Origin of the sequence: Thauera aromatica (assembly GCF_023093595.1) — a bacterium.
In the GTDB taxonomy this organism is placed as follows: Bacteria; Pseudomonadota; Gammaproteobacteria; order Burkholderiales; family Rhodocyclaceae; genus Thauera; species Thauera aromatica_A.
The window spans coordinates 1-13,366 of record NZ_JALLIK010000064.1 but is presented as its reverse complement, the minus strand read 5'-3'; the positions used below and the strand labels follow the sequence as shown (position 1 = coordinate 13,366).

Here is a 13,366-nt window from a genome sequence, read left to right as displayed (position 1 = left end):
GCTTGCCAGTTCGGCGGGGGAAAGCAGGCGGAAGCGCTGCGGCGGGGTGCGCTCGTGCTTCAGCAGCTCGGCCAGGGCGTCGAGGCCGTGCGCGGCGGCGTAGTCGTTGGCGTCGAAGTTCGGCGGGCAACCCTCGGGCAGCGCCACCCAGGCCACCGGGCCGCCGATGCCGGTGGCAATCGCTGCGGCCTGGTGTTCGGCTCCCGCATCGGGCACCAGCACCAGCCGCAGGCTGGGGTAGTGCTCGCGCAGGGCGCGGGCGATGGCGTCGACGTTGCCCTTGCCGAAGCAAGCCACGGCGGCGCGGCCGGTCGCTTGGTACAGGCTTGCGGCGGTCGCTGCGCCTTCGGCCAGGTACGCCACGCCACCCGCGAAGGCTTGGGGGCAGGGGCAGCCTTCTGGCGCATCCTGGTGCACCGCCAGCGCGCCACCGGCAATCCGGCAGCCGGGCAGGCTCAGCTTCGGCGGGCCGGCCTCGGGGCTCGCCAGTTGCACGCTTTGCAGCTCGCCGGTCGAGAGGTTCCAGACGGGCAGCGCCAGCCAGCCGGCGCAGTCGTGCCCGGCGATGGTCAGGCCGGCGGGGGCGATGCGCAGGCCGTCGGGGGCCATGCCCTTGCGGGTCAGGTAGCCGTGGTCAGCGGGGGCGGGCGCACAGCGGCCCCATAGGGCGGCAGGGGCGGCGGACATGCCCTTACCTTCCCGGCGGGGCGTTTGCGGCTCCTGCGCCGTTCTGGCGCGTTCTGCACGGTCTTCTGTCTGTCGGTTGACCGGTCGACTGTCAGACAGAGGTTTCAGGGGCGGCGAGCTCCCGCCGGACTCGTCCTGCCACCCGGCGGCGCGGGCGAGGGCAAACAGGCTGCCCGTTCCGCTGCCGGGGCGGCGTGCGAGGCTGCGAATCGTCGCCTTGGCTGCGGCCTCATCGAAGTTCGGGCCGCTTTCGCACCAGCGCAGGATTTCGTCCTCGCTGATGCCTTCGGCAAGCGCGCTTCCGACGATGGGCCACCATTCATCCCGGCTTTCAGGGCAATGCAGGCTCCAGAGGGCAGACAGCGCCCTTTCCCGCTCCCGTGCCGGGTCGAAGTCGCGCGGCTTCATCACGCGAACCACCGGGCCGACAGCGGCAGCAGGAAGGCGACCACAGCCAGCGCCAGCCAGGCGACCAGTTCGGGCGCAATGCCTCCGGCCTGGTGCTGGCGCAGGTTGCCAGCGGCACGGTCGAGGCGATAGCGGGCGATGTGGGCGGCTTCGCCATTGGCGAGGGTGACAGGTACGCGCACGGTCTCGATGCGCCAGCCCAGGCCACGCAAGACGTGCACGGCGGCAGCCAGTCGCCAACCTCCGGCGTCGTCGAGAAATTGGCGCTGGTCGAGGTGCCCATGCCGCTGCAGCAGCGCCAGGGCTTCGGCCGGTCGGGTGTTCGGGCGGGGCAGCGTCGGCGCTTCGCTGGCGCGCTCGATGCCGGGCAGGTCGGTTTGCTGCGGGGTAGAATGGGCGCTGGTGTTCGCGCTCGGTACTGCTTCGGCGGGCCGGGCGCTTTTCATGCGGCCACCTCGCCAGCAATCAGGCGGTCGATGGCCTCAGCCGGCCACGCCAGGAAGCGGGACGGCAATTTGTGCGGCTTGACGCCTGCATAGTGTCCAGCGCGGCAGACGGCGGCGCGCAGGGTTTGCGGGCGAACGTGAAGGGCGGCGGCGGCCTGCTCGGTCGAATAGGTACGGGCGGCGAGCGGCGCATCGTTGCGCCATGGGGTCGGGATGGTTGCGGCTTGCATTCGCGGGGGCTCCGTCGTTGATGACGGCCCCCACGGTATGCATCAGCATTCCGCGACGTAATTGCACCGCAGTGCACCAGAAATCAATTCTTGGTGCACTACGGACAGCCTTCATGGCGTTGAATCTACGCGGTTTTCCTCGCCAACTTCGGCAGATGATGCACGTTCAGCGCAACGCCTAATTTCGGGGCAATGTGCGGTAGCGCTCGCCGATAGAAGTCTGTCCGCTCGGCGTACGGCATCACGGCGCACACCCCGGCGCGATGCTTCTCGAAGGTATCTTTTGCTCGGCGGAAGGCCGGGTCAATTTGCGCACACATCCAATGGAATGAATCTGCATCCTCCCAGCTCTCGCCAAGCGGACCAAACATTGCATTCCTGTCGAAGCCTTCCCCTTTCGCAGCGGCGAATTCATCCAGCGCGTCGAGTATTTCACCCAGCCGGGCGGGCGCTTTGGTCGGCTTGCGGCCTCGTTTCGGCTTCGTCTGCGCGGCGACCTCTTTCTGATGAGCCTCAACATGTTCCGGCGAGTGATGCCAGTCGCGCTCAGCTTCCAGAATGCCTTGTTCGCGTGCTCGCGCCAGTCGCGCGGTATGCTCAAGGCGTGCTTGGCTCTTGGCACGCTCCGCACGAATATCCGCCAGCTCATCGGCAACGAAATCTTCGTACGTCTTGTGTGCATCGGCAATAGTGGCAGAAGCCATCCTCTGCGGGGCACGCATAAGCGCCCGTTCGTAGTCTTCTTGCTCCTGCTGCATCCAGTCCAACGCTTTGGCCATATCTCGGTCTGCGCTCCATCGTGCGCACCATCGGGAAAGATGCCGCCCCAGGCCGGCGATGGTGTCCGGCTCTTCCCTCCGTCGAGGTAGGGGCGGCGTAGGCTACAGGGCAGTGCTGCGGTCAATTTCGGCGCAGGTCGCGGGCGAGGTCGGCGGTTTGGTGTGCCTCATCCTCAAGCCCTCCGGCAATCATGACGGCCAGGTCAGAAATGCGCGCAGAGACACCACGGACGGCGAGCCAATCCGCCTTCTCATGCTGGCGCAGTAGTTCGCACAAGCAGCCAATTTCAGCGGCAGCGTCAACGATGATGGCGTGCCTCTCTGCGCCGATAGTGACGGTGTCCGCTGCTTTGCTCAGGTCTGCTACAGTTTCCATAGCCATGGAGTGATTCTCCGTTGATTGCTTCATGGTCAGGGGCGGCGCTGGCGCTGGTATCGCCACGCCTCCCCGCTTCTTGCCGGCATCCGGCCGGCGGCGGTGTTGCTCGGTCAGGCGCTCAGGGCCTCGATGACGGCGGCGGGGTTGCGCTCGATGACGTTCAGCAGCACCAGCGCGGGGCCGTGCGGCGTGCGGTCGCCTCGCTCCCAGTAGCGAAGGGTTGCCGTCGAGAACCCGAAGCGCGCGGCGAACTGCTCTTGCGTCATGCCCACCTTGGCGCGCAGGGCCTTCACATCCACCGGGCGCGGGCGGTGAATCCGGGTACCCGGCGCGGGATGCCCTTCGGCATGCTCGATGGCCTCTTGCAGGCCACGCTTGATGCTCTCGAATGCGGTGCTCATGGCTTTAGGCTGCAATCCGCGCCACGGGCGGGCGCTCCTTGGCGCGCAGGCCGGCATTCCACATATCGCGCTGCATCTGCACCCTCAGCCAGAATCCGGGCGTCGTGCCCAGCGCCTCAGTCAGCCTAAGGTCCATGTCGGCGGTGATGGCGGCGTGCCCGTGCAGGATGCGCGAAAGCATCACGCGACTGATGCCGATGTGGGCGGCAAAGGCGGTCACGCTCATATCCATATCTTCCAGCCAGCCGGCCAGTAGTTCGCCAGGGGGTGCGGGGTTGTGCATATCCATTGCCGTGCGCCTCAGTGATAGTCCAGATAGTCCAGCAGCTCCACGTCAGAGCCTACGAAACGGAAGGTCAAACGCCAGTTGGCCTGTACCGTCATCGAAAAGAATCCGGCGCGGTCGCCTGACAGTCCGTGCAGTCGCCATGCGGGGCGGGCAAGGTCGGCAGGACCAGCGGCAGCGTGCAAAGCGGTCAGCATCTCGCTCAGGCGCTTGGCGTGCATGGGCTGGATTCCCGCTTGCGTGCCTGTCCTGAAGAAAGCCTCAAGCCCTTTATGGCGAAACGATGTAATCATAGCCCGTATATTACCGCTTTACAAAACAGCCGGTAAAACCACTCACGACACCACGCGCAGCGCGGGCGTGGCTTCTTCCTGGTGCCCCTGCTCGATGCCGGCCTCGGTCAGAATCCAGGCTTCAATCTTCGTGTGCCACTGGCGCAGCAGGTCAATCGGTCGCACGCGGTAATGCTTCTCAGCGGTCGCGCTCGGCTTGTGGCCTTGGATTTGCGCCACGATGCCGGCGGGCACTTCACACCACTCGGACAGGCTGCCGAAGCTGCGGCGCAGACCGTGAATCGTGATGCTGGGCAGGCCGGCATTCCTCAAGGCGCGGTTGTGGGCGATGCGGGGTTCTTGCAGGCGGCCCGATGCGGCGGTCTTGCTGCTGAACACCCAGGGCGAAGGCTCCCAGGCTTCCAGGTCGTTGCGGACACGCTTGCCGTGCAGGATGCGATGCGACGGCGGCGGGGTGTCGTTGCGGCGCTTCAGCTCCAGCAGCAGGCCGGCCACATAGGGCGTCAGCGGAATGGTGCGCTCGCCTTCCACCTTGTCGCGGATGATGATTTTGCGCCAGCGGAAATCAACGTCTTCCCATCGCATTTCGGCCACCTCCTCCCGGCGCGCTCCGGTCAGCAGGGCCACTTGCAGGTAAGCGGACTGCACCGGGTTGGCGATGGCGCGCACCTCGCGGAACCAAGGGCGCAGCATTTCGCGCTCTAGCGCGTCCTGCTTGGCCTGGCGCTTGGGCAGTTCATCGCGGGCGATGCGGCCGGCGCAGGCGTCGGCGTGAATCTGCCCCTGGTACTCGGGGCGGTCGGCGCACCAGTTCAGGAAGGCGCGCAGCAGGCGAAAGGCGAGTGCGGCTTGCGTCGGGCGCTTGGCGGCGTCGTCCTTCAGGAAGGCGCGCACGGTCGGCGCGTCAATCTTGCTCAGCGGCAGCGCCAGCAGGGCGCGCAGGGCTCCGGGTTGGGTCTTGCCGTCCTCGGTCGTCTTGCGGCCTCGGGTGATGGCCTCGCCCCCCTCTTTGCTCAGGGTCAGGTGGTCCCGGTAGCTGCGCTCTCCCCACTTCGGGCGGCGGGCCTCGATGTAGGCGCTCCAGGCGTCGAGGGCGGACGCTTCGATGCGGCGGGCTTCCTCGCGCTTGGCTTCGCTGGCGGCGATGCGCTCGCGCTTCTGTTCGCGCGGGTCGGTGCCTTGGTCAATCAAGGTTTGCAGGCGGCGCGCTTCGGCGCGGGCGTCGTCGAGGTTCCAGGCGCGCACGTCCCCGATGGTCACGCGCAGGGTGCGGCGGTTCAACTTGGACTCGAAGATGTACGCCTTCGCGCCAGCGGTCGCACGCACGGCAAGGCGGGGCGCTTCGGTGTCCCACAGGAAGGCTTGAGCCTTGCCGGTCGGGATGGTGAAGCGGCGAATGCGGTCAGGGGTCAGGCGCTCGCGTTGCATGGTGTCGGCTCCGGCTCAGGTTGGCTACACGGCGGCTCCATGTAGCCACCATGTAGCCAAATTCTAGCAATCCGGTTCAACGTCGAGCAACATGAAAAATCATCTTTTCCTTGTTTTTCAATGCATTTGCGCGTTTTCGTGCATATCATTCAACCCTGAAAAATACGCTTTCCCTCGGACTTTTAATCCGTTGGTCGCTGGTTCGAGCCCAGCACGGCCTACCAAGAAAACAAGGAAAATGCCCCGGCTTCGGCCGGGGCATTTTCCTTTTCCGGCCCCGACTCCGGTCGATCACCGGGTATGGGCCACCCCGGCGGCGTTCGGCGCAGCGGACAGGGAAGCGTTCGCAAACCAGCCGGACCGGATGCTGCACTGCAAAAAATCGCATGGACGCAAGGCATAAAAAAGCGTATAGTTTTCCGCTAATGTCTGGAATGATTGATATACGCGCATTCAATCCTTCGACCGACCTCCCGGGCCTGCCAAACAGGCTCGCGATCACAGCTTCCGTACCGAGCCTCGATCCCCCGTAACGCAGCGCGCTCACTCTGTCCCGCACGCTGCTCACATCCGGTGCGCGTTTTACGCACCGCCGCACCGAACTTCGCCGGCCCGCCGTTCATGGTGCCGATACTGCCAAGCCGCTCGCCGCACCGATGCGCATTGCGGCCGCTGGCCTCTGGCTCGCTCCCGGCGGAAGCGAGCCTGCCCGGCACTGCGCCCGATCGCGCCGCGCCGGCACAACGACAAGGAGCCCCGACATGGCCAAGGAAGAACTCATCGAAATGCACGGATCCGTTACCGAGGTGCTGCCCGACGGCCGCTACCGCGTCACCCTCGACAACGGCCACAATCTCATCGCCTACTCCGGCGGGAAGATGCGCAAACACCATATCCGCATCATCGCCGGCGACAACGTGTCGCTGGAAATGTCGCCCTACGACCTGAGCAAGGGCCGCATCACCTTCCGCCACCTTCCCGGCCGCCCGGCCGGCGGCGCAGCGGCTACGGCCCGCCCCGCACGGCGGCGCTGAAGGCGTCCGGCCTTCTCCCGGGGAAAGTGCCATGTCCCTGCCCCCGCCCGTCACTCCCGCGGAATTCGACAGCCTGCTGCCGGAAACGCACATGGAGCGCCGTGATTTCGTCGCCACCCTCGCCGCCGCCGGCTTCGCTGCCGCGGTGCTGCCGGTGCAGGCCGGCACGCTGATCCACACTGGCGACGAAGGTCTCGACAGCGGCGATCTCAGCCTCCCCGTCACCGGCGGCGAACTACCGGCCTACTTTGCCGCTCCCGCAGCGCGTGCCGATCGCAGCCGGCGTCCAGTGGTGCTGGTAGTGCAGGAAATCTTCGGCGTGCACGCCCATATCCGCGACGTCTGCCGGCGCCTCGCCCGGCTGGGCTACCTGGCGGTCGCACCCGAGCTGTTCTTTCGCCAGGGGGATCCGCACACCCTCGACAATGTCGGCGCGATCCTGCAGGAAATTGTCGCCAAAGTACCCGACGCCCAGGTAATGGCCGACCTCGACGCCTGTGCCGACTGGGCCTTCGCCCGGGGCGGCGACCCCGAACGCCTGGCGATCACCGGCTTTTGCTGGGGTGGGCGCATCACCTGGCTATACGCCGCACACAATCCCGGGCTCAAGGCCGGCGTGGCCTGGTACGGTCGTCTCGACGGCCCGCGGTCAGCGCTGACGCCCCAGCACCCGGTCGATGTCGCCACCGCCTTACACGCGCCGGTACTGGGCCTGTACGCCGGCCAGGATCAGGGAATTCCGCTTGCCGATGTGACCGCGATGCGCGACACACTGCGGCAGGCCGGCAGCGACAGCACGATCGTGGTCTATCCCGACGCACCTCACGCCTTCCACGCCGACTACCGGCCGAGCTACCGCAAGGACGAAGCCGAGGACGGCTGGCGGCGCATGCAGGCCTGGTTCGAAGCCCACCTCGGCTGAAGCCGGTCCCGACCCGCTCCCCGTGGCGGCCAGACTCGCCGCCACGGGGAGCGCAGGCACGGCCGCCGCCAGTGAAGCGGCGCGAACCAGGCCACTGCCCGCCACCCAGCCGAACGCCAGACCGCACAGCACCGCCAGCATCGCACTGATCCAGGTCCACCACCGGCTGCGCATGTTGTCTCCGCTCCACGATCTCCGGGCCGGAACGGCCTCCGGACCGGTCGCAGGTTGGACGCAGCCGCAGCGCTAGCGTTCCGGCGCGTGTGTCGCCGCGGCGCGCTGGCCGATTTCAGCCAGCAGGCGTGCCGCCACCAGCCCGTTGACCAGGCCGAACACCACCGCGGCGAGCGCGAACACCGGCAGCAGGTAGAACACGCCGTCGTGAGGCACCAGCCACAGCCGCGCCACCACCAGCTGCGCGCCGATGTGGGCGAAGGCGGCGAGGATGCTGTGGCTGACCGGGCCGAACCAGCGCTGTGGCAGGTGCATCGCCAGCCCCAGCACCACCAGGCTGGCGAGCGCCCCCGACAGGCTGAGGAAGAAGCCCGGGGCGAGGAACTGGCCGAGCAACAGGTTGCCGGCGAGCACGCGCAGCAGCGACACCCACACCGCCTCGCGCCAGCCCCAGCGCGCGAGCACCACCAGGGTGACGATGTTGGCCAGCCCCGGCTTGACGCCCGGCAAGGGCAACGGAATCGCCGCCTCGGCCACGGTGAGCACGATCGCCGCCGCCGCATGGCGGGCGATGCGCCGGTCCTCGGCGGTCGGGGTCAGCTCAATAGTTGAGCGTGTCATAGTTCGTGCTCCGCCCGGTGAGGCTCAGGCTGACTTCGTTGGGGGCGCAGATCGCCACTGCGCCAGCCTGCACCAGCCAGCCCTGGCGCACGCAATACTGGCGCGGACCGGGGTCGGAAGCGATGCGCGCGCGCCCCGGCTCGATTTCGATCAGAGTCACACCGAGCGGGCCGGGCACCTCGATCCGGCGCGCGCGCGACAGGTCGACTTCGGCCACCACCCGGCCGCCGGCGCGAATCACCGCGGCATCGGGCGTTCCACCCTGCCACAGCACGAGCACCGCCTGGACGCACAAAACCAGGCCGGCGACGGCGACGGCGACATCACCGGGGCGCAACAGCCTTCGCCACTGGGCAAAGCCGAATTTCACGCCGCCGGACCAATCGCCGCGTCGCCGCCCCGGGCGGCCGCACGATCGGCGATGCGGCGCGCATCCGAGCGATGACGCACGATGACCTCGAGCTGACCGCGAAACTGCGTGGCGAGCCACTCGGCGAGGTATACCGAGCGGTGCTGGCCTCCGGTGCAGCCGATCGCCACGGTGAGATAGCTGCGGTTGTCACCGACGTAGGCGGGCAGCCAGTCGGCAAGGAAGCGGCGGATGTCCTCGCCCATGCGGGCGACTTCGGGAATCGTGCGCAGAAAGTCGATCACCGGCTGGTCGCGCCCGGTAAGCGGGCGCAGCTGGGGATCGTAGTGCGGATTGGGCAGGCAGCGCACATCGAACACCAGGTCGGCATCGAGGGGGATGCCGTACTTGAAGCCGAAGGACTCGAACATCAGAGTCAGGCCTTCGGCCGGCGCCAGATCGATGAATCCCTTCACCCAGGCACGCAGCGTATTGGGCAGCAGGTCGCTGGTGTCGATGCGGTGGCCGAGTTCGGCGATGCTCTCGAGAGCGCCGCGTTCGCGCTGGATCGCTTCCTCCAGCGTCACTCCGCCGGCGGCGAGCGGATGGCGACGGCGGGTTTCGGAAAAGCGCGCGATCAGGGCATCGTCGCGCGCCTCGAGGAAGATGAAGCGCAGATCGGTCCCGCCCCGGCGCAGGGCGGCGACCTCCTGCGGCAGGGTATCGATGCTCGTTCCCGAGCGCATGTCCACTACCACGGCGACCCGCTCCCCGCCAACGCTGCGCAAATGGTCGACGAGTTGCGGCAGCAGCACAGCCGGAAGGTTATCCACCACGTAGTAGCCGGCATCCTCGAGGACATTGAGCGCGATGCTCTTGCCCGAACCGGAAAGCCCGCTGATGAGTACGATCTGCATGGTCCTGTGCATGAAAAAGCTCGCCCACACTATAGCGCAGCCCCGGCGGGGCGGGTCCTGGACGCTCCCGCCACGGGGCCATCCTGTCGACTCATGCGGGCATGTATAATTTTGATTCCGCCCCCCTGCTGCTGCCCGTCGGGATGGCGGCAGCGGCCCGAACCGCCCGGAACCGCTTCTTCGCCCCCGCGCCCCATCCGCCTTCGTGCAGGAGTCATGAGCGATGCGCTCGGACGAACTCGATTTTCACTCACTGATCGACTTCCTGCCGGAGACCGGCTCGATCCACTTCTGCGGGCGCCGGGCGATCCTGGTCCATGCCGACTCGATGGGGGCGCTGCGCAAGGAGCTGGTCGAGACCGTCGGCCTCGACATCGCCAAAGTCATCCTCACCCGCTACGGCTTCAGCTGCGGCTACGAGGACGCCGAGCTGCTGGCCGGCTACATGCATCCCGACAGCCTCGAGGAATTCATTCTCGGCGGCCCGCGCACCCACATGTTCTCGGGCATCGCTGAAGTCGAGCCGGGGCATCCCGAGATCGACCACGGCCATGGCCGCTACCGCATGAGCGGGCGCTGGCGCCACTCCTACGAGGCCGAGCAGCACCTGCGTCTGTTCGGACGTTCGGAAGATCCGGTGTGCTGGACCCTGACCGGCTACGCTTCGGGCTTCGCTTCGCGCGTGCTCGACGCCGACATGATCTGCGTCGAGCACGCCTGCGAAGGCCGCGGCGACGCGCATTGCGCATGGACGCTGATGAACGCCAGCGACTGCGCCCCCGAACTGGCCGGGCTGCGCGAATACTTCAAGCCGCTCAACATCCGCGACCGTATCAACGTGCTCGAGAGCCGGGTCCTCGAGCGCACCCGCGAACTGGAAGCTTCCGAGCAACGCTACCGCAACCTGATCGAAGACCTGCCGGAGATGGTCTTCGCGCTCCACGCCTCGGGCCGCCTGCTCCACCTGAACAAGGCCGCGCGCCTGCGCCTGGGGGTAAGCGAGGCGCAGCTGCCGACGCTGCGCCTGAAGGACCTGGTGCGACCCGAATACATCGCCCGCGCCGCCGGTTTCCTCAAGGACATCGCGATCCGGCGCAGCACCACCGACATCGACGTGGTGATGAGCGACGCCGCCGGCCGCCCTTTCCCGGTGCGCCTGCAGGTCGAACCGGTGTTCAAGGACGACAAGATCGTCGGCTACAGCGGCCTCGCGCTCGACATCAGCGCCCAGCTCGAGCGCGAGCGCGCGCTCACCGAGTACGCGCGCCAGCTCGAATCGCGCGAGCAGCAGATCCAGGACGTGATCAACGACGCCGTCTACATCCTCGACGGCACGGGCCGGCTGGCCTTCATCAACGCGCGCATGGCCGAGCTGCTCGGCACCGCCCCCGAAGCAGCGCTCGGCCGCCCGGTCGGCGAGCTGATGCCCGCCGCCTCCGCCGCCCGCATCGACAAGGATTTCACCCGCCGCATCGGCGGCGAAGGCGGGCAGCCGTTCGAGATCATGCTGCCCCAAGGCGATGGCGGCAGCGTGCTGCTGGAAGTGAATTCGGCGCTGTTCATCGGCAACGACACCGCCGACGGCGTGATCGGCGTGGCGCGCGACATCACCGCCCGCCGCCAGATGGAGCAGCAGCTCGCCCAGGCCAACCGCCTGAGCGCGCTCGGCCAGTTCGCCTCGGGCGTCGCCCACGAAATCAACAACCCGCTCGGCCTCGTTTCCGGCTACGCCGAAGAGCTGCAGGCGCTGCTCGACGCCTGTGCCGGGGGCAGCGACATCCCCCAGCTCGAGACCCTGCGCCGCGGGCTGGTGACGATCCAGCAGCAGGCCCACCGCTGCAAGGCGATCACCGACAACCTGCTGTCGTTCTCGCGGCGCCAGAGCGCGGCGCTGGAGACGGTCGACGTCGGCCTGTTCCTCGCCGAACGACTGGCTTTCTTCAACGACGCCGGCCTGACCCGGGGCGTCGAGGTCACGGTCGCGATCGAGCCCGGGCTGCCGCCGGCGCTCGCCAGTCCGGCCCTGCTCGAGCAGGTGATCCAGAACCTGCTGAAGAACGCGCGCGACGCGATGAACGGCAAGGGCCGCATCGAACTCGGCGTCCGCAACACCGCTGAGGGCATCGAAATCGAGGTCGGTGACGAAGGCCCGGGACTCGCTCCCAGCGTCATCGAGCACGTGTTCGACCCCTTCTTCACCACCAAGGCGCCGGGCAAGGGCACCGGGCTCGGCCTGTCGATCTGCTATTCGATCATGAACGAGATCCGCGGCCGCATCAGCTGCGGCAACCGGGCCCAGGGCGGCGCCTGGTTCCGCGTGCTGCTGCCGTGCGCGGACGATCTTCCGGGAAGCGGCGCGCATGAGCAATAACCGACACGTCCTCGTCGTCGACGACGAGGAGCTGTACCGCGAATTGCTGTCGGGCCGCCTGACCCGGCAAGGCTACCGCGTCAGCGAAGCCGCCGACGGACCGGGCGCGCTCGGGCACATCGAGCGCACCGGCATCGACCTGGCGCTGATCGACATCAAGATGCCGGGGATGGACGGCATCGAGCTGCTCGGGCGGATCAAGCAGCTCGACCCCCACATCGAAGTCGTCGTCCTCACCGGCCACGGCAGCATCGACACCGCAATCGCGGCGATGAAGCTGGGCGCCTTCGATTATCTGACCAAGCCCTACACGCTCACCGAGCTCGACCTGATCGTCGAGCGCGCACTCGACCGGCGCACCCTCGCCCTTCGCTGCGAGGCGCTCAGCGCCGAAGTGAAGCGCCTGCGCCAGTCCGACGACACCGAGATGGTCGGCAGCAGCGCAGCGTGGCAGCAGATGCTCGAGCGCGTGCACCGCGCCGCACCGCTCGATCTGCCGGTGCTGGTGACCGGCGAGAGCGGTGCCGGCAAGGAAGTCGTCGCCGCCGCGCTGCACCGCTGGAGCAAGCGTGCCGGCGAAGCCTACGTCCCGCTCAATTGCGGGCTGCTCGAAGGCGAACTGGTCGAAAGCGAGCTGTTCGGCCACAAGCGCGGCGCCTTCACCGGCGCCGCCAGCGACCGCGAAGGCCTGTTCGAGGTCGCCAGCGCCGGCACCCTGTTCCTCGACGAGATCGGCGAGCTGCCGGCGTCGTGCCAGGCCAAGCTGCTGCGTGTGCTCGACAGCGGTGAATTCCGCCAGCTCGGTGCCTCGGCGCTGCGCCGCACCGAGGCGCGGGTGATCGCTGCCACCCACCGCGACCTCGAGGCCCTGGTCGAACAGGGCCGTTTCCGCCACGATCTGCTGTACCGGCTCAACGTCGTGCATATCCGGGTGCCGCCGCTGCGCGAGCGCCGTGAGGACATCCCACTGCTGGTCGAACACCTGATGCGGCGTGCGGCGCGCCGCGGCGCCGGCACCCCGGCGCCGCGCCTGAGCCCGTGCGCATTGGCCCGCCTGGTCGACTACCCCTGGCCCGGCAATGTGCGCGAACTGCGCAACGTCGTCGAGCGCCTGCTGGTGTTCGGCGACGGCGAGGTCATCGATGCCGCCATCACGAACTCGATCCTGTCGACACCCGGCGAAGCTCCGGTCGCAGCGTCACCGAGCGGCTTCGACCGCATCGCCCCCCTCGCCGAAGTCGAGCAGGCCTACATCCGCTGGGTGGTCGACGCCCTCGAAGGCAACGTCAGCGCCGCCGCCGCCCGCCTGGGCGTCGCCCGGTCGACGATCTACCGCAGCCTGAAGCCGAGGACGGACAGGCCCGCGCACTGAAGCGCTGTTGCAGTTTGCAACAGCGTTGCAGGCTGCAACGCCCGCCCCCGAAGCCGCTGACGGCACGGGGTTTTCCCCTCCCGCTCCGCTTCCACGCGCGCTCCTGTAGCACTTCGCAACACTACCGGAATCCATCGTCCCGTCACGGGATATAAATAAACCTAGAAACCTCAGTTGGTGAGGTGCAGTTTGCCCGTAATACTGGCAGGCTAAGGGTTTGGCGTTGATCAAGGAAGTCACCCGATGGGTGAGTCGAAATTGAAGCGTTC

15 protein-coding genes and 1 pseudogene are annotated in these 13,366 nt (G+C 67.6%); 4 read left to right on the top strand and 12 right to left on the bottom strand.

The features are described 5' to 3' along the window. The 9 genes and pseudogenes from MXC99_RS01260 to MXC99_RS01220 form a co-directional block, all read right to left on the bottom strand. Positions 1–1,095, bottom strand: a pseudogene (locus MXC99_RS01260) (toprim domain-containing protein); the annotation flags it as partial. Beyond that, complete coding sequence (locus tag MXC99_RS01255; RefSeq protein ID WP_247723814.1) at positions 1,095–1,541, bottom strand: helix-turn-helix domain-containing protein; 447 nt, start codon at positions 1,539–1,541, stop codon at positions 1,095–1,097. The gene MXC99_RS01255 and the pseudogene MXC99_RS01260, both read right to left, overlap by 1 nt. Further along, positions 1,538–1,771, bottom strand: coding sequence for a hypothetical protein (locus MXC99_RS01250; protein ID WP_247723813.1), 234 nt, complete (start codon positions 1,769–1,771; stop codon positions 1,538–1,540). The genes MXC99_RS01255 and MXC99_RS01250 overlap by 4 nt, the downstream gene beginning before the upstream one ends. 125 nt (positions 1,772–1,896) lie before the next feature. Continuing rightward, complete coding sequence (locus MXC99_RS01245) at positions 1,897–2,550, bottom strand: hypothetical protein (protein WP_247723812.1); 654 nt, start codon at positions 2,548–2,550, stop codon at positions 1,897–1,899. 121 nt (positions 2,551–2,671) lie between these two features. Beyond that, positions 2,672–2,932: a hypothetical protein gene (locus MXC99_RS01240; protein ID WP_247723811.1), complete on the bottom strand. Its 261-nt coding sequence runs from the start codon at positions 2,930–2,932 to the stop codon at positions 2,672–2,674. 107 nt (positions 2,933–3,039) lie between these two features. Beyond that, entirely contained in the window at positions 3,040–3,330 is a 291-nt protein-coding gene (locus MXC99_RS01235; protein WP_247723810.1) for a helix-turn-helix domain-containing protein, read from the bottom strand. Between the two features lie 4 nt (positions 3,331–3,334). Then, positions 3,335–3,619 (bottom strand): HigA family addiction module antitoxin, encoded by a 285-nt coding sequence (locus tag MXC99_RS01230; protein ID WP_107221833.1) that lies wholly within the window; start codon positions 3,617–3,619, stop codon positions 3,335–3,337. Between the two features lie 11 nt (positions 3,620–3,630). Beyond that, positions 3,631–3,909: a type II toxin-antitoxin system RelE/ParE family toxin gene (locus tag MXC99_RS01225; RefSeq protein ID WP_107221834.1), complete on the bottom strand. Its 279-nt coding sequence runs from the start codon at positions 3,907–3,909 to the stop codon at positions 3,631–3,633. Positions 3,910–3,951: 42 nt separating this feature from the next. Then, positions 3,952–5,337, bottom strand: coding sequence for a tyrosine-type recombinase/integrase (locus tag MXC99_RS01220; RefSeq protein WP_247723809.1), 1,386 nt, complete (start codon positions 5,335–5,337; stop codon positions 3,952–3,954). 761 nt (positions 5,338–6,098) lie between these two features. Here MXC99_RS01220 and infA point away from each other — a divergent pair. Next, the gene (gene infA / locus MXC99_RS01215) at positions 6,099–6,371 is read left to right on the top strand and encodes a translation initiation factor IF-1 (RefSeq protein ID WP_247723808.1); all 273 of its coding nucleotides are present in this window, start codon (positions 6,099–6,101) and stop codon (positions 6,369–6,371) included. Positions 6,372–6,402: 31 nt separating this feature from the next. Next, positions 6,403–7,293 (top strand): dienelactone hydrolase family protein, encoded by an 891-nt coding sequence (locus MXC99_RS01210; protein WP_247723807.1) that lies wholly within the window; start codon positions 6,403–6,405, stop codon positions 7,291–7,293. Positions 7,294–7,539: 246 nt separating this feature from the next. Here the strand turns inward: MXC99_RS01210 and MXC99_RS01205 are convergent, their stop codons facing one another. The 3 genes from MXC99_RS01205 to rapZ are packed head-to-tail and all read right to left on the bottom strand — an operon-like array spanning position 7,540 to position 9,354. Then, on the bottom strand, positions 7,540–8,088 hold the full coding sequence (locus tag MXC99_RS01205; protein ID WP_247723806.1) for a Gx transporter family protein: 549 nt from the start codon (positions 8,086–8,088) through the stop codon (positions 7,540–7,542). Continuing rightward, the gene (locus MXC99_RS01200; protein WP_247723805.1) at positions 8,069–8,458 is read right to left on the bottom strand and encodes a NusG domain II-containing protein; all 390 of its coding nucleotides are present in this window, start codon (positions 8,456–8,458) and stop codon (positions 8,069–8,071) included. The genes MXC99_RS01205 and MXC99_RS01200 overlap by 20 nt, the downstream gene beginning before the upstream one ends. After that, positions 8,455–9,354 (bottom strand): RNase adapter RapZ, encoded by a 900-nt coding sequence (rapZ, locus tag MXC99_RS01195; protein WP_247723804.1) that lies wholly within the window; start codon positions 9,352–9,354, stop codon positions 8,455–8,457. The genes MXC99_RS01200 and rapZ overlap by 4 nt, the downstream gene beginning before the upstream one ends. A gap of 223 nt (positions 9,355–9,577) precedes the next feature. Between rapZ and MXC99_RS01190 the strand changes: the two genes are divergently transcribed. Next, positions 9,578–11,725, top strand: a complete 2,148-nt coding sequence (locus tag MXC99_RS01190) for a XylR N-terminal domain-containing protein (RefSeq protein ID WP_247723803.1) — start codon at positions 9,578–9,580, stop codon at positions 11,723–11,725. Further along, positions 11,715–13,097 carry a sigma-54-dependent transcriptional regulator gene (locus MXC99_RS01185; protein ID WP_247723802.1) on the top strand — a complete coding sequence of 461 codons (1,383 nt, stop codon included), beginning with the start codon at positions 11,715–11,717 and terminating at the stop codon, positions 13,095–13,097. The genes MXC99_RS01190 and MXC99_RS01185 overlap by 11 nt, the downstream gene beginning before the upstream one ends. Positions 13,098–13,366: the final 269 nt, after the last annotated feature.